General features: G+C 35.9%; 18 protein-coding genes. 9 read left to right on the forward strand and 9 right to left on the reverse strand.

The annotated features are described in order from the left end of the window. Positions 1–658 precede the first annotated feature (658 nt). On the reverse strand, positions 659–1,867 hold the full coding sequence (locus tag COMX_RS09705; RefSeq protein ID WP_034340747.1) for an aldose 1-epimerase family protein: 1,209 nt from the start codon (positions 1,865–1,867) through the stop codon (positions 659–661). A gap of 31 nt (positions 1,868–1,898) precedes the next feature. Next, a complete protein-coding gene (locus tag COMX_RS09710; protein ID WP_034340751.1) occupies positions 1,899–3,533 on the reverse strand; it encodes a tetratricopeptide repeat protein in 1,635 nt (544 codons plus the stop codon). A 570-nt stretch (positions 3,534–4,103) separates the two neighbouring features. Here COMX_RS09710 and COMX_RS09715 point away from each other — a divergent pair. Both COMX_RS09715 and COMX_RS09720 read left to right on the forward strand, forming a co-directional pair. Further along, entirely contained in the window at positions 4,104–5,309 is a 1,206-nt protein-coding gene (locus COMX_RS09715) for a pyridoxal phosphate-dependent aminotransferase (protein WP_034340754.1), read from the forward strand. 18 nt (positions 5,310–5,327) lie between these two features. Then, entirely contained in the window at positions 5,328–6,554 is a 1,227-nt protein-coding gene (locus COMX_RS09720) for a pyridoxal phosphate-dependent aminotransferase (RefSeq protein ID WP_034340757.1), read from the forward strand. A 92-nt stretch (positions 6,555–6,646) separates the two neighbouring features. On the opposite strand, the gene COMX_RS09725 is transcribed toward COMX_RS09720, so the two are convergent. Further along, complete coding sequence (locus tag COMX_RS09725; protein WP_034340828.1) at positions 6,647–7,657, reverse strand: Gfo/Idh/MocA family protein; 1,011 nt, start codon at positions 7,655–7,657, stop codon at positions 6,647–6,649. 86 nt (positions 7,658–7,743) lie between these two features. Further along, positions 7,744–8,133, reverse strand: coding sequence for a tautomerase family protein (locus COMX_RS09730; RefSeq protein WP_034340759.1), 390 nt, complete (start codon positions 8,131–8,133; stop codon positions 7,744–7,746). Positions 8,134–8,519: 386 nt separating this feature from the next. Here COMX_RS09730 and iolG point away from each other — a divergent pair, with 386 nt between their 5' ends. Continuing rightward, positions 8,520–9,524, forward strand: a complete 1,005-nt coding sequence (gene iolG, locus COMX_RS09735; RefSeq protein ID WP_034340763.1) for an inositol 2-dehydrogenase — start codon at positions 8,520–8,522, stop codon at positions 9,522–9,524. A gap of 54 nt (positions 9,525–9,578) precedes the next feature. Here iolG and COMX_RS09740 read toward each other — a convergent pair whose 3' ends face one another. Next, a complete protein-coding gene (locus COMX_RS09740; protein ID WP_034340767.1) occupies positions 9,579–10,403 on the reverse strand; it encodes a sugar phosphate isomerase/epimerase family protein in 825 nt (274 codons plus the stop codon). A gap of 115 nt (positions 10,404–10,518) precedes the next feature. Continuing rightward, complete coding sequence (locus tag COMX_RS09745; RefSeq protein ID WP_051462104.1) at positions 10,519–11,988, reverse strand: sugar porter family MFS transporter; 1,470 nt, start codon at positions 11,986–11,988, stop codon at positions 10,519–10,521. A 538-nt stretch (positions 11,989–12,526) separates the two neighbouring features. On the opposite strand from COMX_RS09745, the gene COMX_RS09750 reads away from it, so the two are divergent. The 6 genes from COMX_RS09750 to COMX_RS09775 all read left to right on the forward strand — a co-directional run bounded on the left by COMX_RS09750 (position 12,527) and on the right by COMX_RS09775 (position 20,451). Further along, complete coding sequence (locus COMX_RS09750; protein WP_034340768.1) at positions 12,527–14,431, forward strand: bifunctional 5-dehydro-2-deoxygluconokinase/5-dehydro-2-deoxyphosphogluconate aldolase; 1,905 nt, start codon at positions 12,527–12,529, stop codon at positions 14,429–14,431. Between the two features lie 30 nt (positions 14,432–14,461). Further along, positions 14,462–16,321, forward strand: coding sequence for a 3D-(3,5/4)-trihydroxycyclohexane-1,2-dione acylhydrolase (decyclizing) (gene iolD / locus COMX_RS09755; protein ID WP_034340770.1), 1,860 nt, complete (start codon positions 14,462–14,464; stop codon positions 16,319–16,321). 23 nt (positions 16,322–16,344) lie between these two features. Further along, complete coding sequence (gene iolE, locus COMX_RS09760) at positions 16,345–17,232, forward strand: myo-inosose-2 dehydratase (RefSeq protein WP_034340773.1); 888 nt, start codon at positions 16,345–16,347, stop codon at positions 17,230–17,232. 10 nt (positions 17,233–17,242) lie between these two features. Then, complete coding sequence (iolB, locus tag COMX_RS09765; RefSeq protein WP_084051603.1) at positions 17,243–18,043, forward strand: 5-deoxy-glucuronate isomerase; 801 nt, start codon at positions 17,243–17,245, stop codon at positions 18,041–18,043. Between the two features lie 21 nt (positions 18,044–18,064). Continuing rightward, complete coding sequence (locus COMX_RS09770) at positions 18,065–19,201, forward strand: Gfo/Idh/MocA family protein (protein WP_034340780.1); 1,137 nt, start codon at positions 18,065–18,067, stop codon at positions 19,199–19,201. Positions 19,202–19,581: 380 nt separating this feature from the next. After that, on the forward strand, positions 19,582–20,451 hold the full coding sequence (locus tag COMX_RS09775; RefSeq protein ID WP_034340782.1) for a MurR/RpiR family transcriptional regulator: 870 nt from the start codon (positions 19,582–19,584) through the stop codon (positions 20,449–20,451). Positions 20,452–20,620: 169 nt separating this feature from the next. Here the strand turns inward: COMX_RS09775 and COMX_RS09780 are convergent, their stop codons facing one another. From COMX_RS09780 to COMX_RS09790, 3 genes are read right to left on the reverse strand one after another with little or no spacing between them, the layout of a single operon-like run. Beyond that, positions 20,621–22,522: a cobaltochelatase CobT-related protein gene (locus COMX_RS09780; RefSeq protein ID WP_034340785.1), complete on the reverse strand. Its 1,902-nt coding sequence runs from the start codon at positions 22,520–22,522 to the stop codon at positions 20,621–20,623. A 21-nt stretch (positions 22,523–22,543) separates the two neighbouring features. Then, positions 22,544–23,560, reverse strand: coding sequence for an AAA family ATPase (locus COMX_RS09785; protein WP_051462105.1), 1,017 nt, complete (start codon positions 23,558–23,560; stop codon positions 22,544–22,546). Positions 23,561–23,620: 60 nt separating this feature from the next. Further along, complete coding sequence (locus COMX_RS09790) at positions 23,621–24,211, reverse strand: J domain-containing protein (RefSeq protein WP_034340788.1); 591 nt, start codon at positions 24,209–24,211, stop codon at positions 23,621–23,623. Positions 24,212–24,457: the final 246 nt, after the last annotated feature.

Genomic DNA, 24,457 nt, shown 5'->3' on the forward strand with positions numbered 1-24,457 from the left:
ACACATCTTAAAGTTGTAAATCAGATGCCTCTTAGCATCACTTAAAAGTGTATTACCTTTAAAACAATTATCATTATTAATTTGCATCTAAGAATATCATTCAGCCCACTCAATAAATACCAGTATTAGAAATAAAAATCTGATTTATTCTCATTTGTTTGTTTTTGTGGCTATGGATTGGCGAGAATCGATTTTCGGAGAGGATATTCGACTTTTAATGAAGTAATAGTGCTGTTATTTTTCGTACTGATAAGTTTTACTTTTAAGTTTGTTTAATTTTAATTTTAGAAAAATTTTATTTTTATTTATACCAATGTCATATGTGCCACAATCTAAAAGACTATAATTTATTAAATAAGAAATATTGTAGTTTTAGTTTTATTGATCATAAATTTATTTCTTTTTAATATTTTTTTTAAATAATTGCTGCAATTTTTTATCTGTTTAATAGAGCACGGTGAATACAAGCGAAAGAATCTGTTATTCGAGGTAGTCGATGATGTTTCTTGACATTGTAGCATTGTAATAATTTTAAAAAATTATATTTACGAAAATATCGCAGTTTGGGTTACACTTCAAAAAGGTTACATAACTAGATTCTTTAATATTGGATATGAATAAGAAATTTCTCATATCCAATACATGAAGTTAGCTGAAATTATTCTTTGGCAATGGGTTTTTGAATAATGGTTGTTTTCTGGTTACCTTGAATATCAGTGATCTCTTTTTTTACCTTATTAACTGCTTCTTTGTTCATGAGTGCGCTATATTTAATTTTAAAGTGCACAGTTTTTCCAGGCTTAACTTGTCGAATACGTCCTTGTTCACGCTCAATACTAGCAGCATAAGCGTAATTTGTACCAGGCTCTATGCCTGTAACATAGCCTTGTTTCTCAGTATCAGTATTTTTCCATAAAGTTAAGTATGGAAGCTCTTTAACGTTAAATTCTATGGCAGCACCTTTACTACCATCTTTGTTATGTAGCGCAGCTATGGTAGAGCCGTCTGTCTTAGAGAAAGGAACAATATTGAAGACCATTTCATCAAAATCTTTTGTCGGGCCCAGATAAGCCGACCAATCGCTAAGCCCTTTTTGCGCATAATCATTGAAAGGACTGATTTCTTTGATAGGGGCTACAAACTGTGCATCTTTTTCTAGTAACGGTTTGCTAAAGTTACTGTGATACATGATTTGATAGTCGCGAGGATAATCGGCGTGATTGGTTAAACTGTCATGAATGGTAAAGTGATGCGTACCAGGAGTATAACTTAGTTCTGCTAAGGTTTGTAATTCGGCTTTCTTAAAGGTGCTTTCTTTGATTAAACCTCGGATTTTAATTTCATAAGGTGCAGTTTCATTGATTTCAATTTCAACTTCAGAGGCAGGGGTGTTACCTATTTTACCATGAAGAGTACGCATCTCTCCATTTTCAAGGCCAGGATGCCCAGCCCATTCAAAGCCACAACGAACCATCATTTCATTAAAGCCTTCTAGCCATCCAGCGCCGCTGCGGCTTTCAAGGTTAATAAAGGCAGGATTAACTATTTCTTTAACAGGGGAATCCCAACCAAAACGCATATCTTGGCCTATGACGTTGATAATACTCATTCCTCTGGTAGGACTGAGGGTAATGGTTAAGCCATTAGGGCTGGTAAGCGTAATTATTTTTGAGCCTTCTTGCTTTCCACCATGTAGAATTTTTTGTTCAATTATAAAATAAGTATCAAGAATTCCTAGTTGTGTGCTGTCAATTTTCCAGTTGCCAACCTCAATATTATGTTCTGCACTGGTTAAAGTGAAAATTTTTGTGTTGGTTTTGCTAGAGTATAAAGCGGGGGAAACACTGGCAGCTAAAGATTTATTCATCATATACTCCTTAAATATAATGTTATAGCATTTAATGAATCAGTTTTTCTAAGTTCTCTTTGAAATTATCAATATCAATAATACCGTCACGACAATAAAACTCGTCTTTTTCACCGATAATATGTGACAAAAGAAAAGGAGGATTATAATCAATATCGGTAACTCTTAATGTATCCCAAAATGGTTTAATATAATAGTTAAAAGCTTGAACAAGAGCACATTGATCAATGCACCAATTTAAAGGATTTTTAGGGTCATAAGCATAATTTACATATTGTTTTAAAAGTTGCAGAATAGAACGTGTTTTTTCAAGGTCTCCTAGATATAATATGCCAGCCCCTAGGCACCAAGGTTCCCCAGCGACTTGATTGCCTTGTTGATCAAAAGCAAAAATTCGCAAAGCAAAATCATATTGTTCTCTGAGGTTTTTAACTTTTTGATAAAAATCTTCATAGGCAAAAGCATCGATATCAACGATAAAGGTTTGTGTTGGATAGAGGTTAAATAGTTCGGGGGCAAATAAATAACGAACACTGGCGAAATATGCGCCATCTTGATAAGGGCTTAATCCATAACCAAAGGTTAAATAAAAATGTGGAATATGTTGATGAATATAGTTGGCAGTTTCACGTAAAAAGCGTATTTGTTCTGGTGATGGATTATCTAGACATATACTTATCACTGTTTTTTCTTGATGTTTATTGTGAATATGAGCTTTGAGCAATGAAAGTAAAAATTTAGGAAAATATCTAAAATATTTAAAATCGCATCCTAGAATAATAGAAATCTCAGGTTTTTCATCTTTTAAATCTGCATATGACCATTGCCACATTTTTAATTGAAAAGGGTCATGATTTTTTTGAAGGCCGGGAAGGTTCTGTATTTCTTCATCTGATAACCAGGTATAAACCCCACAATCTCCAGTTGTAAAAATAAGATTTTGTTCAATTGAAAGCTCTTTAGCTTTTTTGAAATGGAAATCAGTTTTTGGTCTATTATTTAATATCCAACTTAACTTTCCCATACATAAATGATACCATGGGCTGGAACCATTTAATTGATATTCTGCATCTAATAATGTTGTTAATTGTCCTTGGTCTTTCCATTCTAGGGTATTACAAAGCATTACAAAAAAAATGCTGTAATAATATTGTATGATTTTATTTTTATTTTTAATATCATAGGGAAGAATAAGAATATTAAAATCTCGAGAGGAAAGAGGTAAGTTAAATTCTTTTAAAAGACTATCAATAAAAAATATACAATCACTTATTTTATTATTGTCATTTAAACGATTTAAAATATGTGTGATTTGTGTTTCCGAAGCTTTTACGCTGTGCAGCATATTTTTAAGAGCTAGCAAAGTTTGTGGTATATCATTTTGTTTGAAATATAAAATAGCTTTAAAATAATAATTTTGGTGTTGGTTAGGATATAATGTTAGTGCATAATCTAACAGTTGATGTGCTAGGTTATAGTCTTCATAAAAAGCGCAGTATTTTGCAAGATTTTCAATTGTTTTTAGTGCCTTTGATTCTTGTTTAAAATCTTCAATAATAGGTATAATATCTTGTAGTGATGGATCAATTAAAGATGGAAGAACTTGATCTTTTTTGATTGAAACAAGTGTTATAATATTCGTGGTTAAGTTGGTAATATCAATCACAGATGAACACTCTTTATAATAAATATGTAATATCATTCACAGTTTAGGATAATATATCATAATTTTTGTAAAAAATATTTATTAGTATAGTTGAGATGCAGTTAACCCGTTTTAAATCTATGGGAAATAATTGTGAATTTGCTTTTATTTAAGGCAAAAGAGATTGAGATAGATAGCTTATTTCGTTAGACTTTGATTCTTTATATTTACATGAAAATTGGCAACCTGCTTATCGGCATATGTTTAAAGATAAACATTATAATATAGTTTTATTTTTATAAAGAAATGTTTAGTGAGTAGATAAATGGTCAATGTCAATGCAAGTGTTGTTATGAGTAAAAAAACTACAAAATTCTTCTTAAAGAAAAAATAGTATTTCTCAGCAATATGATCAGTTTCATTATTCTGGGATGAAATTACTGAAAAAAGACTTCACCTAGTTGATGAAAACCAAGAATTTATATAAATTCAAACTTTACCGTTTTATATTGTGAAACTGTAAAGTTTAAAATTACTATCCTGGTATTTATCTTAAATACAGGATTTATTGTTACATTTGGAATAATTATAATGGATATTATATCGGATCGTCTAAAACAAATACAGCCAAGTCAAACATTGGTTATTTCTGCAAAAGCGCGTGAGATGAAGGCAAAAGGTCGCGATATTATAAGCCTTTCTGCGGGTGAACCTGATTTTGGTACACCTGATAATATTGGCCAAGCAGGGATCAGAGCTATTCAAACTGGCCAAACAAAATATACAGATGTTGGTGGAACAGCACAAGTTCGCCAAGCAATTGCTAATCGTTTAAATACTGATTATGGCTTGGATTATACTGCAGATGAAATAGCAGTTTCCTCTGGCGGCAAGCAGGTTATTTTTAATGCTATGATGGCCAGTATTAATCCCGGAGATGAAGTGATCATTCCAACGCCTTGTTGGGTATCTTATCCAGATATTGTGACATTGGCTGGTGGTAACCCAGTAATGGTGGCTTGCAATGAAAAAACAACAGGATTTAAATTACAGCCTCAACAGTTACGCGAAGCAATTACTGAAAAAACAAAATGGTTAATCATTAACTCCCCCTGCAATCCAACTGGCGTGACATATTCTAATGAAGAGTTGCGGGCGTTATGTGATATTTTATTAGAATTCCCAAATGTGTGGATTCTGACAGATGATATTTATTGCAAGCTGACTTATGATGGTTTTGTGGCGTCTACGATTGTGCAGGTTGAGCCTAAACTCAAAGACCGTACAGTGACAATGAATGGTGTTTCAAAAGCTTATTCTATGACAGGATGGCGTATTGGTTATGCAGCTGCACCAGTAGAATTTATTAAAGCGATGATGAAGCTTCAGGGGCAATCTACAACGAATGCGTGTTCAATCAGTCAAGCTGCAACAATTGAAGCTATGTCTGGATCACAAGAATCTGTGCAAGATATGGTTAGTACTTATCAAAAACGCCGTGATATCGTTTTAGAATTATTAAATAGTACCCCAGGGCTCAGTTGTATTAAACCAGAAGGTGCTTTTTACTTATTTCCATCTATTCATGACTGTATTGGTAAAACATCGAAAAGTGGTGTCAAAATTGTTGACAGTGAATCTTTCGTAACAGCTCTGTTGGAAGAAGAGGGTGTCGCAGCAGTGCATGGTGCAGCTTTTATGATGGAAGGATATTTTCGGATTTCCTATGCGACAAGTACGGAATTGTTAAAAGAAGCTTGTACGCGTATCAAACAATTCTGTATGAATCTTCAATAGGAAAAAACAGGTCTATCAATGACTATGAACCCCTTAAAAACCGAGCCTAGCCTTTCTTTAAAAATGGAGGGCTTTGAGACCCCAGCAACGATTGCGATGTCTATGCGTGCCAGAGAGCTGGCCGCACAGGGCAATGATGTTATTTCTCTTGCATTAGGGCAGCCTGATTTTTTTACCCCCAGAATGGCTTGTGATGCAGCTTATGAAGCTGCATTAGATGGTAAGACAAAATACCCGCCTATTGATGGGGTTTTATCGTTGAAGCAAGCTGTACAAAAAAAATTCAAACAAGAGAATGGTTTGGAATATGCGCTTGACGAAATCATGGTGGCTAATGGTGCTAAGCAGATTTTGTTTAATGCGTTCATGGCGACTTTGAATGAGGGGGATGAAGTCGTGGTTCCCGCGCCTTATTGGACTAGCTATCCAATTATGGCCCGTTTTTTGGGGGGTAAACCTGTTGATGTGATTTGCGCAGAAGAAAATAATTTTTCTTTGAAAGCTGTTGATTTACGTAAGGTGTTAACCAATAAAACAAAGTGGTTAATTATTAATTCGCCTAGCAATCCAACGGGTGCTGTATGGTCAAGGCAAGATTTATTGGAAATTGCTGAAGTTTTACGTGATTTTCCTCAAGTTTGGATTTTTGCTGATGAGATATATGAACATTTAGTTTTTGATGGTCAAGAGCATTACTCATTGGCTGTGTTGGCACCAGATTTAAAAGATCGAATTTTAACGGTGAACGGGGCGTCCAAAACCTATGCGATGCCAGGTTGGCGCGTGGGGTATGTGGGTGGTCCTAAACGCCTGATCAAAGCGATGTTGAAAATTCAAAGTAACTCTACATCTGGCGCGTCCAGTATCAGCCAAGCCGCAGCTACAGCAGCTTTGCACCATTGTGATAATGATGTGGCAGAGATGAAAGAAGCTTATGATCGTCGTCGTAAAATGATGAAAGAAGCGTTTTCAAAGATGTCAGGGGTGACGTGTGCTGTTCCACAAGGTGCTTTTTATGTTTATCCTGGGATTGAAGGATGTATAGGCAAAACCAGTGCAGGTGGGCGTAAAATTGAAAATGACCAAGATTTTGCCGAGGCTTTGTTAGAAGAACAGCATGTCGCTGTTGTTCCTGGTCATGCTTTTGGATTAAGTCCTTATTTACGGATCTCTTATGCTGCCGATGATAAAGTATTAGAAAAGGCATGCAAGCGTATTGCACAATTTGTTGAGCGATTACAATAAATAATTTGTTAGAAGGTTAATATATTAGCTTGATTGACCTTCTAATATTGATGATTATATTATTTTAAATGATTTAAATACTGACTGATAGACTACTTATACATTGCTGGGGAATCTGGAATAGAAATTGGTTCTATGGCAAGAGTATCTTGTGCTTTTACACAAGCAACAGCAGCAATAGCAGCGACATATCCGTTCCAAGTGCTCGGGCCGTTGAGTTGTCCAGCTAGACATCCATTGATAAATTCTTGGATTTCTATATCGTAAGCTTCAATAAAACGATCTTTCCAGTCGGTTAAAATGGAAGTCGTTAATTTTTCACCCAAACGTAAAGAAACTGCAGCAGGGTCTGGTAAATTTGCGGTACCTTTTTCTCCCACAACAGAGCATTGAATATCATATCCGTATTGACAGTTAACGAAAACTTCTACATCGATACGAATACCAGATTTAGTTTCTAGTAACACAATTTGAGGATCACGTAATTTTTCATGTGTATAGTTTGTTTGACGAGGGAAAATAACTTGTGCGGAAATATAGTCATCATTTAATAGCCATCTTAACACATCAAGTTCATGAATTAATGTTTCAAAAATAGACATATGAGTTACATAACTTTCACCGACTTTTTGATTACGATGTACCGCATGAACCATTAAAGGGGAACCTATGATACCGTCAGATATTATTTTTTTTAATTCACGATATCCCTTATCATAAGGACGCATAAAACCAACTTGGACCAAACGACGACCTTGATCCTGTTCAGCTTGAATAATATTTTGGCAATCTTCGATTGTAGTTGCTAATGGTTTTTCACAAAAAACATATTTACCAGCTTTAATTGCAGATAACACATATTCCGCATGTGTTTGTCCCGAAGAAGCTATAATAACAGCATCTACATTTTCTGCATTGATAAGATCATGCCCAGATTCATAGACCCTGGCATTTGGATTATATGGAGTGACTGCTTTTTTTGCATTTTCTGTGTTAACATCACTGACAGCTACTATCTCTGCACCAGATAATGTATGAGTACATCTGCGAATATGATCTGAGCCAATAGCACCAGTTCCAATCACGCCAATTCTTAATTTTATTTCTTGTGGATTTTTAGTAGTCATCTTTAATTTCCCTATAAAATCAATCATACAATATACTTAATTTATTCTTGCAGAATATCGATTTATAGATCTCCCTCTAGAAACTGAGCTCTTCCTAATCCAAAAGACCAATCTTCATCGCTATTTACAACAATACTAATCATAACATCAGAAGATTTAATTGCACAATTTTCTTTTAATAGCTGACAAACAAGACTATAAAATTTCTTCTTTTGTTCAGCGGTTCTTGGTCTGGAGGCAATTTGCAGCAAAACAAATTTATCAGTTCTTGGAATACCTAATCCTGTATCTTCAGAAATAAGAAAACCAGGTTTATGTTGTGTTAAAATCTGATATTTATCACGTTCTGGAACTTCAAAAGCTTCAACCACTGCACGATGGATGGTTTCTTTTAAAATATTTAATTCTTGCTGAGTTCTGCCTTCAATGACATCAATACGAATAAGTGGCATTTTTTAACCTTTGATTTAAAATTATAACAATGAATTAACTATAAAATACATTCTCTATATAAAATAGAAATTTTTTTTCAATTTTAATGAATTAATTGTGATCTTAAAATTATTTTATATTTTGAATAATTTAAAATAAAATTAAAAGCTATAAAAATAATCTGTTTAGATTATAATTTATTGATAAATATCAAAAATTTTATACATAATCAGTATATTTCTATTTTTATATATTAATGCTGGACAAGCATTATTCTACAGAAAAAATTAAAACTCACAAAATTTTCATTATCGAATTATTACAATAAATCGTAAATTTAAAAATATTTTTCTAATTTAAAAAGGAAAGTATTTTTATATCCATATAATTAAAGAAAGAAATACATATGTTAAAAATTGCTGTTCTTGGTACAGGCCGTATCGGCCGTATGCATGTTGATAATATTGTTGCTCATCCCAAGGCAAAACTTGCTGGCGTTTTCGATGTGAATAATGCAGTGGCACAAGAGGTTGCGGGAAATCATCATGCTAAACAGTTCTCCTCAGTAGAAGATGTTTTGAATGCTTCTGAAGTTGATGCCGTTTTGATTGCAACGTCTACAGCGACACATGCTGATTTAATTGAACAAGCTGTTGCTGCCAAAAAAGCTATTTTTTGTGAGAAACCAATTGATTTATCATTGGACAGAGTAAAGTCTTGTGAGCAAAAAATTAAAGGCACGAATATCCCTATTATGCTTGGCTTTGTCAGAAGATTTGATAAAGGACACCGAGCTGTTAGAACATCTATTGAAGCAGGTGCAATTGGAGACTTACACCAAGTCATTATTACTTCACGTGATCCAGACATGGCACCTGATGCATATATCGAAGTATCAGGAGGTATATTTCGTGACATGACCATTCATGATTTCGATATGGCACGTTTCATTTTGGGTGAAAATATTACAGAAGTCTCTGCAACAGGTTCACGCCTTGTCAATAACGCATTAATGGAACGCTGTAATGATTATGATACGGTCACTATTGTTCTAAAAACAGCCTCTGGAAAACAATGTATCATTAACAATTCTCGTCGTGCTGTATATGGATACGATCAACGTGTAGAAGCTTTTGGATCAAAAGGTATGGCTATTTCAGAAAATCACCCTATGAATAATATGCGCTTATATGCAGAAAACTTTACAGATCAAAAACCAGCTTTAATGAATTTTTTTATTGATCGTTATGGTGAAGCATTTAACAATGAAATTAGCTCTTTTGTGGATGCTGTTGAACAAGGAAAAAATCCAGAAGTAGGATTTGAAGATGGCAAACAAGCATTAATGTTAGCAGAAGCAGCTAGCCGTTCTATTCTTGAAAAACGTATTATTCGTTTAGATGAAATTTAAGATATAATAAAAGGTAAGTTATATAACTTACCTTTTTATTTTAGTTCATTTGAACTAACTATTTAATGCACGAATAGATTCTATCGATTTTTTTAGTTGTTGTTCTAGTATTTCTTTGAACCCTTCACCTTTATTTGTATTAAATGGATCTGGGCCAGGGGCTGCAATTTCAAGAATAATGGGGCCATAATATTGGATATTATTTAGAGCCATAATTTGTGCTTTAAAATCCGTATGGCCTTCGCCAATTGCTCCACGATTTGAATCTGCGGCATGATATAAACCGATATATGTCCCAGCCTCCTGTAAAGCACCAGCTGGATTAGCCTCTTCTATATTCATATGATAAGCATCTGCTAGTAATCTTAAATTTTGAGCTTTTACTTTTTCTAAGAAATGGACTCCCTCTTTTAAAGTCTGAACTTGGTGACTTTCATAACGATTTAACACTTCAAAAACAATTTCGATATTTGCTTGTTGTGCCATATTACAAATTTGTTTTGTACTCTCTATTAAAAATTGATTTTCTTCTTCTTGTGTACTAATTGGCCTTATACGCTGTACTAACCCATGACAGGAAACCATTGGAGGATTAGGTTGTTGATCTATTTTTAATACCCAATCAATTAACTTTTTATAATAATCAACAGCTTTTTGGCGAATTGCAGAATCTGGATTTGAAATATCCGCATCTCCAGGTGTAATAGAAAAAATCTCTAATCCTTTATCTGCGAAAACTTTACCTGCTTGTACAGGATTAATTGAATGTATATCTCCATGTAATTCCACTCCATTTAATCCAATTTTTTTCACACGTTGAGCTGTTTGTTCAATGGGTTCATTCCCAAAAATCCACGTGCAACATCCAATATGACGCATAGCAATCTCCTATTGATAATTTTTTTTATCAAATTGATTTCAAACCAATAATTTACGGATATGTTAACTTCTTAAGATTTAAAAATTAATCTTAAGAAGTTAATTCAAATAAAATTTATAACACTTTGACAGTAGATGGATTGCATACTTGTTTTTTATTTTTACGATCTAACCAAATTTGTTGGATTTCTTCTAGACTGCGTCCTTTTGTTTCTGGAACAAAGAATATAACAAAGAAGGTGCCTAGAACGCCCATTATCCCATAAATAATAAATGGAAAACCATGATTAAAAACTTCATTCAAAGAAGCATTCCCATCCATCATTTTGAAAGACCATGCAACTATTAAATTAATAGTCCATTCAAAAAACACTGCTAAACTCATTGCGCGCCCTTTGATCGCTGTTGGGAATAGTTCCGCAAGCAAAACCCAAGTAATTGGCCCCCATGAAATAGAAAAACTGGCACAGTAAAACAAAATCATAAAGACGGAAATCATACTACTTAATTTAAAGATAAAGGTTGCTGCTAATCCTAACATTGCAATTGCTTGCAAAATGCTACCAATAATCAGCAATGGTTTTCTGCCAACTCTATCAACTAATTTCATCGCAATTAAACAGAAAATAACAGTAACAATCCCAATGAAAATTGTTTGAAATAATGCGCCTCTTTCTCCAAAACCCATATTTTTAAACATTTCTGGGGCATAATACATAACAGCATTAATTCCCACTAATTGTTGAAGGGCAGCAACCATAATCCCCACAAGAACTGCGGCAGTACCAAATTGAAATAAAGATCCCAATTCAGTATTTTTATTCAAGCTTTCCTTGATGTCAGCGGCTGTTTTATGTGCTTCATTAGGATGAAAAATATTATGCAATACACTTAAAGCATCTTCATCACGGCTTTTTAACATTAACCAACGAGGCGTTTCAACAGCAGGAACTAATAATATTAAAAAGATAAAGGCTGGGATAATTTCAGAAGCAAGCATAATTCTCCAACCTGTTGTCATCAACCAATCATGATCACCAAGGCTAGCAATAAACCAATTCACAAAATAAACGCCTGCTTGACCACTCACAATCGCAATTTGATAATAAATAATTAAACTACCTCGAATAGTCGCTGGTGCAATTTCGGAAATATACATTGGTGCCAATGTTGATGCAATTCCAACCCCGATACCACAAATAATACGATAGAATATAAAAGAACATACAATAGCTACAGGGTCATGCAGAGGATATATAACTCCATATTCAGGCCATGCAGATCCTAATGCTGAAATCACAAATAAAATAGCTGATATAAATAACCCTCTTTTGCGACCAACAAAATCAGCAACGAATCCACTAATAATACTACCAATCATGCACCCGACGAGTGCACTTGCAATAACGAATCCAGAAATAAAATCTTCCCAATTATTTGAAAGATTTAATGGTTTTACTAATTGGTGATCAATAGATGCCACAGCACCAGAAATTACAGAGGTATCATATCCAAATAATAACCCCCCTAATGCTGCAACCATAGTTGTTTTTGTAATAAAATTTCTTTTTGTTGAATCAGACATAGATCTTTACTCTTTCATCTAGAAATATTCTTCAAAATCTTAAAAGAATATTCTTAACCCTGATAAAAAGGTCATTTATTGACCTTAACCAAAAAGCAATTTGCAACCTTATTGAAGCTTATCTTTACCTAAAATAATTTCAAACTATGAAGAAAACCGCACCTACATTAACGTGATTATAGAAAAAATTTTCTACAAATCGCAATATATTGTAAGTATTATATAAAATTTGAATTTTCTTAATAAACTTATTGTGTATTCATCATCAAGTTTATAACTTTTTGAAAAAAATATTCTAAATGTTTAAACAAATTCCCAGTTTTATAACATTTTTTCTCGGCAATGAGCCTTTAATAACATTTTCTTGAACATAAAAGTGCACCTATTTTAAATTCGGATTACCATCACAAGGCTGTGAAAACTGGGTGTTCACACCTTTTTTAGTATCTTAATGTATCTACATATCGTAATTTTAAAATTAATTTTCTATATTTTGTCAAATTTAGAATTTTTTTGTTATTATCGTTGGAGTATAATGATGACCTATGGCGAACTGGATATTATTACTATAGGAAGATCTTCGATTGATCTTTATTCTCAACAAATTGGCTGTCGTTTAGAAGATACTTCATCTTTTAATAAAGCAGTTGGCGGATGCCCAGCAAATATTGCCATTGGAACAGCACGTCTGGGGCTTAAATCTGGTGTCATTACACGTGTAGGGAATGATCATTTTGGACATTTTATTATCGAACAAATGCAGCGTGAAGGCGTCGATACAAAAGGTATTTATCAAGATCCTGAACGACTAACAGCCTTGGCAATTCTGGGTATCAGGGATTCGGAACAATTTCCATTGTTGTTTTACAGAACAGATTGTGCGGATGCAGCATTATCAGAAGATAATATTCATGACGATTTTATAAAAAGAGCCAAAGCGATTGTTGTGACGGGAACGCACTTTTCCAAAGAAAACAGTGCAAAAGCACAACGTAAAGCCATGAAATTAATCCATGCTCATGGGGGGAAAGTGGTCATTGATATTGATTACCGACCTAATCTATGGGGTGTTGCCTCTATCGGTGATGGTGAAGCACGTTATGTACGTTCAAAAGAAGTAACAGAAAAATTATTATCCATTATCCCTGAATGCGACCTGATTGTTGGCACAGAAGAGGAATTGCATATTGCCAGCGGTCATGAAGATACCATCGAAGCCATTCAGCATATTCGCAAGATTGCTCCAAAGGCAACCATTGTCTGTAAACGTGGTCCCATAGGATGTGTTGTTTTTGATGGCAATATTCCTCAATCTTTGGATCAAGGAATCAAAGGAAAAGGTTTCAAAGTCACCGTTTGTAATACACTTGGGGCTGGCGATGCGTTTATGTCTGGTTTCTTAAGAGGCTGGTTAAAAAATGAACCGATTGACGTTTGTTGTACCTATGCGAATGCGTGCGGAGCGTTTGCCGTTTCTCGTTTACTTTGCTCTCCAGAATATCCAACCTTTGTTGAATTAACCCATTTCTTAGATCAAAATAGTCATAATCATTCTATTCAACATGACCAAACATTGACCCATTTGCATCAAGCAACCACCCGTCCTACTCAAGCAACGCCAATCATGGCATTGGCATGTGATCACCGTTTACAATTAGAAGAAATGGTTGATGAATATGGTGTTTCTCGTGACAAGATCAGTGAATTTAAGATCCTAACCATTAAAGCCGCCGCATTGGTTGCCAAAGGCAGACCTGGATTTGGAACTTTTATGGATGGTCGCTATGGTCAAGAAGCATTATTTTTAGCATCCCATGAAAATCTATGGATTTCTCGTCCCATTGAATATCCTGGCTCTCGCCCCCTTGATTTTGATGGGAAAGGCAGCCTAGGCGCACAATTATTATCATGGCCAGCACAACATACCGTTAAATGTCTGTGTTTTTATCATCCAGATGATCCTATTGAGTTAAAAAATAAACAATTAAGAGAACTTGAACGAGCTTATGATGCGTGTCAGCGTTTACAGCGTGAGTTGTTAATTGAAATTATTGCAGGCAAAAATGGTCCCTTAGACAGCCAAACCATCGCAACAGCTTTACAACAACTCTATGACGCAGGGCTTAAACCAGCATGGTGGAAATTAGAACCTCAACAAGATCAAGCGGCATGGAAATCCATTAATAACGTTATTAAACAAAATGACCCTTTATGTCGTGGTGTTGTGGTTCTTGGGCTGGATGCACCTCTTGAAACCATTACACAAGCTTTCCAAGCAGCCGCGCAAATACCTTATGTCAAAGGGTTTGCCGTGGGTCGTACAATTTTTGGAGAGCCTGCACGTCAATGGTTTACAAAACAAATTAATGATGATGAAGCTATTCAAAAAATGGCGGATACTTTCCAACAGCTCGTTGATGCTTGGCTAAAAGCAGCACAATAATATTCCCCAGACAGGTTAAGGAGAAAAATAATGAAAACAATACGTCTTACGATGTCTCAAGCTTTGGTTAAAGCAATGATGGCACAAAAAATCAGGCTAGATGATGGTAGTGTTCAACCTTTTTTTGCGGGAATGTGGGCAATCTTTGGCCATGGAAATGTTGCTGGTCTTGGTGAGGCATTACACGAAGTTAAAGATCAATTTCCAACGTATAGAGGTCAAAATGAACAAGGAATGGCACACACAGCAATCGCTTTTGCCAAAGGAAAGCGCAGAAGACAAATAATGGCTTGCACAGCGTCCATTGGACCAGGTTCGTTAAATATGATTACAGCGGCTGGGGTAGCGCATGCTAATCGTTTACCTATTCTATTATTACCCAGCGATGTTTTTGCGACACGCCTTCCAGATCCAGTATTACAACAACTTGAAGATTTTGGAGATGGTACTGTTTCCGTGAATGATAGTTTCAAACCTGTTTCAAGATATTTCGACCGCATTATACGACCAGAGCAAATTGTGCCTGCATTCCAACGTGCAATGACCGTTTTAACTGATCCAGCAGAATGCGGACCGGTCACGCTTTCTTTGTGCCAAGACGTACAAACTATGGCATGGGATTTCCCAGAAACATTCTTTGAAGAAAAAATTCATTATATTCGTCGTCTTCACCCTGATCCAAGTGAGTTGGAAACCGCTAAAGAGATTTTATTAAAAGCGAAAAAACCTTTGATCATTATAGGGGGCGGCGTTGCTTATTCTGGTGCGGAAGAACTTATTGAAGATTTCTGTCATAAACATGGTATTCCTGCTGGTGAAACCAATGCTGGCAAATCCGCAATTCCAGATCAATCTCCTTTAAACATGGGAGGAATAGGCGTATCAGGAACCGCTGCTGCGAATGCACTGGCAAATGAAGCGGATGTTATCCTTGCGATTGGCAGCAGATTGCAAGATTTTACAACGGGATCATGGGCCGTATTTAACAATAAGAATTTAAAAATTATTGGGCTTAATATTCAACCGTTTGATGGCACAAAACATAATTCTTATCCACTGATTGGGGATGCCAAAGCAATTTTGGAATTATTAAGTAAACAAATTAGCGATTATAAAGCTGACCAATCTTGGACCAAAAAAGCCAAAAAATTAAAAGCTGATTGGTATAAAACAGCGGATAAATATATGGCAATTCCTGCCCCAACAACCGAGAAATTGCCAAGTGATGCCCAAGTCATCGGAGCCGTCATGCGCTCTATTCCTGATAACAGTATTGTTGTCTGCGCTGCAGGCGGTTTGCCTGGGGAATTACAAAAATTATGGCGTGCCAAACAAAGCGGGGGATATCACATGGAATATGGATTTTCTTGCATGGGATATGAAGTGGCTGGTGGTATTGGAGCAAAAATGGCAGAACCTGATCGCAACGTTGTTGTGATGGTGGGCGATGGTTCTTATCTGATGCTGAACTCTGAAATTGTTTCTTCTGTGATGCTTGGGGTTAAAATAACGATCGTTTTGCTTGATAATCTTGGTTACGGATGTATCAATCGTTTACAACAAGTTTGTGGTGGTAAACAATTCAATAACATGCTTGTCGATACCCATCATAAAGAATTACCCAATATTGATTTTGTCCAACATGCCAGAGGGTTAGGGGCTATCAGTGAAAAAGTTTCTTCTGTTCAAGAATTACAAGATTCATTGAAAAAATCAGAACAGAATGATCGCACCACAGTCATCGTCATTGATACTGAAGCCGTCAGCATTACCGAAGAATGCGGCTATTGGTGGGATGTTGCTGTGCCAGAAGTTTCAAAGCAAAAAACAGTCAATGAAGCTTATGATGCCTATCTAAATTATAAAAAATCCCAAAGACTTTGGAACTAAAAGTTAAACAAGGAACAAATAAAATGACAATTCGTATTGGTGCGCACGCAATTTGCTGGTCTAATGATGATATGCCTGAACTAGGTGGTGATATTCCTTTGGATACTTGCCTTTCTGAAGCCAGCCAAATTGGTTTGGAAGGTATGGAAATGGGAAATAAATTTCCAAAAGAAGCCAAACCCTTAAAACAAACTTTGGGAAAATATAATCTAGATCTGACCAGTTGGTGGTTTTCAGGCGCTTTGTTATTACGTTCCGCCAAAGAAGAATTTGCAGCCATGCGTTCTCAGCTTGATTTATTAAAAGCAATGGGATGTGATGTTGTGGTTTATGCTGAAACAGCAAATACCATCCAAGGTCGTCGTGATATTGGACTAGCACATCGCCCAATTATGGAAAAATCTTGTTGGCAAGGTTATTTTGAAAAACTCAATGAACTTTCACAATTAACGTTAGATTATGGAGTTAAATTATCTTTTCACCATCATATGGGAACGATTATCCAATCTGAAGAAGATATTGATCGTTTGATGAATTCTACGAACAAAGAAGTATATCTTTTACTTGATACCGGTCATGCAACATGGGGCGGGGCGGATCCTATTCGTTTAGCTAAAGATTATGCAGAACGTGTGGCTCATATTCATACCAAAGACGTTCGTGAAGATGTAATGAAAAAAGCTAATGCTGAAAATTGGCCATTCTTAGACGGTGTTTTACAAGGTGTCTTTACCGTTCCTGGCGATGGCAGTGTTGATTATGTTGAATTCTTCAAACCGTTTCAAAATTACTCTGGTTGGATTGTGATTGAAGCAGAGCAAGACCCTGTTAAAGCCAATCCGTTTCAATATGTAACCAAAGGATATAATCATCTTATTACGTCATTAAATCAAGCTGGTATCAAGAAATAAGGAGCTTCTGATGAGTAAATTATTGGTTAAACCCCATGCCCCAGATGCAGAAGGTATTGTTACACGGATTACCCCTCAAAGTGCAGGGTGGCAATATATTGGTTTTGAAGTTGCCCATTTACAGCCAGGGCAAACTTTAACCAGAGATGGTAATGATAACGAAATTTGCTTGGTCATCATTACTGGGAAAGCTGATATTTCAACTGAAGAAAAACAATTTGGGGTGCTGGGCGAACGAATGTCTGTTTTTGATGGAAAACCTTCTGCGGTCTATGTGCCACCTCGTATGAAATGGACCGTTAAAGCAACAACAGATTTAGAGTTAGCTATTTGTCAAGCGCCAGCTAAAAAAGGGAGTGCCCCTTACGCCATTAGAGATGAAGAAATCGAAACGCTTAAACGTGGAAGTGGAACAAATGTTCGTTATGTCAATAATATGCTAACGGATACTGATCCTTCTGAATCTTTATTGGTTGTAGAGGTGATTACCCCAGGAGGGAATTGGTCAAGTTATCCCCCTCATAAACATGATACCCCTATTGAAGGAAAGGAAACTTACCTCGAAGAAACCTATTATCATCGTAATAAACGTAAAGGTGGGTATGTTTTCCAACGTGTTTATACAGATGATAGATCATTAGATGAAACAATGTCTGTTTACGATGGAGAGACCGTAATGGTTCCAAAAGGGTATCACCCTGTTGGCGCACCTCATGGGTGTGATTCATATTATTTAAATGTGATGGCCGGCCCAACTAAAAAATGGAAATTTAGTCAAAGTCCTGACTTTTTAGATATTGCTTTTCAATAATAATTTTATAGGTGTATAAAAATGAAACAAAATAAATCGTTAGGTGTTGGCGTTATTGGCAGTGGTTTTATGGGAAAAGCGCACGCTTGGGCTTTTGGAAATGTGGCTCGCTTTTTTCCAGTTAAACAAACGCCAATTTTAAAACTACTAGCAGATATTCCCTTAGAAAAAGCACAAGCTGCGGCAAAGCAATTAGGATTTGAAGAAGCAACAGATGATTGGAGGTCGCTTATACATAATCCAGATATTGATATTGTTTCCATTACAACACCAAATAATTTACACATGCCTATGGCTTTGGAAGCCATCAATGCAAATAAAATTGTTTATTGTGAAAAGCCTTTAGCAACCAATTTAAATGATGCCATCAAAATGACCAAAGCAGCAGAACAAGCTGGGATTATAACTTTGGTTGGATTTAATTACTTGCGCAATCCAATGATGGTTACCGCCAAAGAAATTATTCAAAGCGGTGAAATTGGTGAGATTACTGGGTATCGTGGTATTCATTCAGAAGGATTCATGGCGGATGCTGCACCTTACACATGGCGCTGTGAAAAGGATCAATTTGGTGGTGCATTAGGAGATATTGGTTCTCATGCCCTAGCAACAGCACGGTTTTTATTAGGTGAAGTAAACTCAGTTTGTGGGAAATTAGATACTATTTATAACTCTAGACCCACATCAGATGGTGGCTCTAAACCTGTTTATACTGACGATCAAGTAAATGCGTTAATTCGTTTTAACGATCATCAGTTTACAGGGGTTGTAACCTCTTCATGGTTGGCCACTGGATGGGAGATGCACCATGGATTTGAAATTTGTGGTAGTAAAGGATCTTTGGTATTTGATCAAGCGCGCTTTAATGAATTACAAATTTATAAAGGCGATCAAAAAACAGGGCGCCGTGGTTTTACAACCATTATGGCTGGACCAGAACATAAAGGATATGGCGAATTCTGTCCTGCAGGTGGACATCAAATTGGTTTTAATGATCTTAAAACTCTAGAAGTTTATAAATTAATGAAATGTATAGAGCAAGGAAAACAAACCGATTTTAATTTCAGAGATGCGTTGATTATTGTTCGAATTTCCGAGGCAATTTCCATTTCTTCATATGAAAATCGTTGGGTTAATCTAAACGAAATTGCTTCATAAAATAATATTTTAGATTTCTTTGGTAGAAAACAATCTCCTTGTTCGCCAAAGAAATTTAAACTTAATTATCGATTTTTTATTAAGATGATGAATTAAATAATATAGTTCTTTAATTCTCTGTTAAAATGACGAAGTTTTCTAAATTTTAATATTCGTTATTAGAAATTATCTTGAACTGTTCTTGCTAATTTAGAAAATATTCGCATTTGACGCAGACTTTTATCATTAACATTAATTATAAAATACTATTTAACACTTGAATTAATTGATTTATGATACAGTTACAGTTTGTAAATCAGAATTTTTTTATATTTTGATATAATTCAACTAATAATCAGTTTATATTTATAATTTCTGATAGATTGATAAATAGGTTATTTATGGAACAGACTTCTGAAGATAAAACAAATGATAATCTTAGTACGCCATTACCGCATGATTTTTATACGTTGCATCAATTAATTATTGATCGGAAAAGTAAATTTTCAAAGCGTTTAGTTCAGATTGCAGATTTTTTATTATCAACACCATCTTATACGATTGCTTTTGGAAAAATTACTGAAATCGCGCAAGCTGCAGAAGTTCAGCCATCTGCTTTGGTTCGTTTTGCTAAAAATCTTGGTTATAGTGGTTTTTCAGAGTTACAATCTATTTATAGAGATCATGCCAGTCGATTTTGGCCAGATTATTCAGAACGAATTGACAATATAAATCATCAAGATTTAAGTAATGAAGTCGCTAATCAAAAAAAATTATTAAATAATTTTATTGAGTCATCTCATCAATCTTTGAATATTTTAGAACATAATATTAACTATAAACATCTAGATAAAATGGTTGATATGCTTGCAGATGCAGAAACAATTTGTTTAATTGGTACTGAACGTGTTTATTCAATTGTAATGTATATGACTTATATTTTTCGTCGAGCAGGTATTAAATGTGAATATGCTGACGATGCTGGTGGTCTTGCCAGAAATCAGATTGAATTGCTTGGGAAAAAAGATGCAATATTAACCATTAGTTATACACCTTATGCTTCTAAAACATTAGATTTAGTTTTTTTTGCAAAAGAGTTGGGCATTCCAATTGCTGCTATTACAGATTCCTCATTTTCTCCACTCGTGCATAAAGCAAATATTTGGCTTGAGATAACAGAGGCTAACTATTCAGGTTTTCGATCTTTAACAGCGACATTTGCAGTTGTGAGTATGTTAGCAATTGCAATTAATACAAAACGTAAAAAATAACTATTAGTTGTAAAATACTCATTTTGGTTTGTAGGAAATTTAGCTTATCGCGCATAATGTGTCATAAATATTGATATAATTAATATTTTTTGCTTAAGAATGAATCATTCATAGGTGAATGATTATTCAACCATAAGCTGTTATTATACTTTGAAATGATATCGCTACTTTATTTTTTACTTTTGGGATCAAACAAAGCTGCTAGTTCTTGCATCATGGTACCACCCAGTTGTTCGGCGTTGGTGATGGTGACGGCGTTTTGATAGTAACGGGTAACCTCATGCCCAATTCCAATAGCAGTTAGTTCGATATCTGGTTGAGCTTCAATACGGGTAATCATACGACGTAAATGCATTTCCAAATATTCTGGGTTATTTGCTGATAATGTACTATCATCAACGGGTGCGCCATCGGAAATAATCATCAAGATTTTGCGCTTTTCTGGGCGTGCACGAAGGCGCTGCCAAGCCCAATGCAAAGATTCTCCATCAATATTTTCTTTGAGTAAACCCTCTTGTAACATAAGACCTAGATTTTTGCGTGCATGCCGCCAAGGCTGATCAGCAGATTTATAAATAATATGGCGTAAATCGTTTAAACGTCCAGGCTGTGCAGGTTTTGCGTTTTTCAGCCACTCTTCACGGCTGCGACCGCCTTTCCATGCACGAGTAGTAAACCCTAAAACTTCCACTTTAATAGCGCAACGTTCCAAGGTTCTGGCTAAGATATCTCCACACATTGCAGCAATTGTAATAGGCTTACCGCGCATTGAACCAGAATTATCGATTAACAACGTTACAACTGTGTCTTTGAATTCTGTCTCTTGCTCATATTTGTAGCTGAGCGAATACATTGGGTTCGTAATAATGCGCGGTAATTTGCTAGCATCAAGCAACCCTTCTTCTTGATCAAAATTCCAGCGTCTTCTTTGTTGTGCCATTAACTTACGTTGCAGACGATTGGCAAGTTTTGCGATGATATTTTGCATTGTTTGAAGTTGCTGATCCAGTTGCTGCCTCAAATAGGTTAGCTCTTCTGCGTTGCAAACTTGATCTGCTGAAATAATCTCGTCAAATTGTTTGGTATAGATGTGATAATTATCATCTTCAACTTCACTGAGTGGTGGGAGCTCTCCTTCTTTGGGGCCAGCAGGAGTATCCTGCGTTTCAAAGCCTTCTCCTTCTTCTGAATCAGACTGCTCATCACTATTGATGCCTTGAGCCAGTTGTGGTGCTTGCTCTTCGGGCTGATCTTGTTCTTGTGGTTCAGGTTGCCCCTCTGTAGCAGGGTCTTCGGCAGTATCAGAATTGTCAGAATCTTCATTTTCTTGATCACTGGAGGAATTTTGTTCTTTTTCCTCTAGATCTTCCATAAGCTGATATGCGGTTAAGAGTTGTTGAGATGCCGCAGCATAGTCTTTTTGATTATCAATATGCTGTAACATTTTCTCAAGTGCATCTTCACCACTTTTAGTTAAGCGGTTACGCCATAATTGCACAATACGCCTTGATGTTTTGGAAACAGGTTCACCCGTTAGTTTTTCTCTGGCTAGTAATGCCAATGCAGTTTGAGGAGAAAGCTGTTCGGCTTTGTCCATCTGCGCATGTCCTTCGGCATGGCTATTATACTCTACAACAGAGCGTAGGTTTGCTGCTACCCCTTGCATATAACGGCTGCCCAAGGCTTCAACGCGGACTTGCTCCAATGCATCAAAGGTTACTTTGGCATCAGAGATGGTGGGTTGTGTTGCTTCATGCAATTTGGGATTATGAAATTTTAACCGTAAAGCAACTGCATCAGCCGCCCCCCTAAGTTGATTCATCATAATAGGATCACGAATTTCAGGGGGGGAGGGTAAATGTACATTATTGGGGTTAATGATATTTTGCGGATTTTGATTACGCAAAGAAGATGCCGAATAAAAGTGAACATTGGTATCAGGCTTGCCGCTTAGAGCGTGAATAACCCCAATAGTAGCTTGTTTGAAACGTTCGGGATTATAGGTGTTCCTATCAGGTTTTTCGGGAGGAATTTGAGTTTCAGATTTGGGTGTTTTGGACTCTTCTGACATAGGTTCCTCCTGGTTATAAACTTAAGTAAAATCAGCATTAAGGGGATTGATATTAAAGCAGCGTTGATAATATTCCCCAACAGTTGAACGCTCTGCCTCATCACATTTATTCAGGAAAGTCAGACGGAAAGCTATTGCAAGATCTTTGAAAATCTCGAAATTTTCGGCCCAGGTTATGACGGTTCGTGGAGACATCACCGTAGAGATCTCACCTGTTGCAAAGCCTGTGCGGGTTAAGTTTGCCAATGCTACCATTGAATTGATCATTTTTGTTGCTTCTTGATCTTCTTTGGTTACACGCATTTTAGACATGATGATATTAACTTCTTGCTCATGCGGCAGATAGTTTAAGGTCGCGACAATGCTCCAACGATCCATTTGCCCTTGGTTAATTTGTTGAGTTCCATGATAAAGCCCTGTTGTATCCCCTAATCCAATTGTATTTGCAGTGGCAAATAAACGGAAAAAAGGATTAGGACGAATAACTCTATTTTGATCTAGCAGCGTTAATTTACCTTCGGCTTCAAGAACACGTTGTATTACAAACATAACATCGGGGCGGCCTGCGTCATATTCATCAAAGATCAAGGCACAAGGATTTTCTAGAGCCCAAGGAAGTAAACCCTCTTGGAATTGAGTGATTTGTTTGCCATCTTTCAGCACAATAGCGTCTTTACCAATCAGATCAATACGAGAAATATGGCTATCTAGGTTAATGCGCACGCAAGGCCAGTTTAAGCGGGCAGCAATTTGTTCGATATGAGAAGATTTTCCTGTGCCATGAAAGCCTTGTACCATAACCCGTCGATTGTAACGAAATCCAGCCAAGATGGCTTGGGTAATTTCTTTATCAAAACAATAGCTGGGGTCTAAATCAGGAACCAAAGATGTTTTAACTGAAAATCCAGGGACTTGCATATCAAGGTCGATATTGAATGTTTTTCTGGCGTTAAATTCAACATCGGGTTCAGAAAGAACAGAAGTAGGTGGAAGGTCTGCATTTGTAACTTGTATTGGATGTACAGGCTTTTCAGTCATTCTTTAAAAGTCCTTTGGTTATTTTAAGTCTTTTGTGTGAGTCATTAAGGATAAACTAGATCATATTTTGACAGGATTCACCAGATGAGAGCGTAATTGTGAATATGCGGCATTGATATTTTTAAATTGTTCGGTCAAACTTGTATCTCTGTGATTTGTGTCAGGGTGATATTGGCGTGCCAGTAATGTATATTGTTTCTTTAGTTCTTGCAAAGAGAGAGGCCAAGTTAATCCTAATGTTTGAAGGGAATCTATCAGCTCTTTAGGCGCTTGTGGTTTATTTTGCTGTGATTGTTTTTGTTTAAACTCTGGATGGTCTTTAAATATTCCCAAAGAATCTCTGAAATATTGTTCTTTTAAAAAGTCTGTTTTTCCTAGTTGCCCAAGTTTCCAAGAAGGTTTGTCCCATACGGTGGAGGCTTTAAGATGCTGTTCGATTTGGGCAGGGGTCATACCCCTACAATAGTTCCAATTTTTATTATATTCGCGAATATGTTCTAAACAGAACCAATAATATTCATTTAATTTTTGACGTGATTTCGGGGCTTTATATCCTGCAAGTTGGTCACAACTGGGCATGTCACAACATTTATGATCTGGACAATCTGGATCAGGGTCAAAGGCACGAAAACGTTTTTTTTGAGCGTTCATTCTAGATAAAAATATGATAATAAAGTGGGTTTAGAATATAAAGCTATCTTATCATGTTAATTTATAAAAATAATATTAGGAAAATCAGAATTATAAATAACGATAACTATATGTATGCTTCAATATACAAAATTCTAGGTTATTACAATTTATTTAATGGTGAATTAAAATAGGTTTTTAATAAATCTATGAACAATCTGTTTGTTTTGAGCATTCAAGCAGTTGGGATATCTGTTCATGTTATAC

It is taken from the genome of Commensalibacter papalotli (ex Servin-Garciduenas et al. 2014), from assembly GCF_000527695.1.
GTDB classification, from domain to species: domain Bacteria; phylum Pseudomonadota; class Alphaproteobacteria; order Acetobacterales; family Acetobacteraceae; genus Commensalibacter; species Commensalibacter papalotli.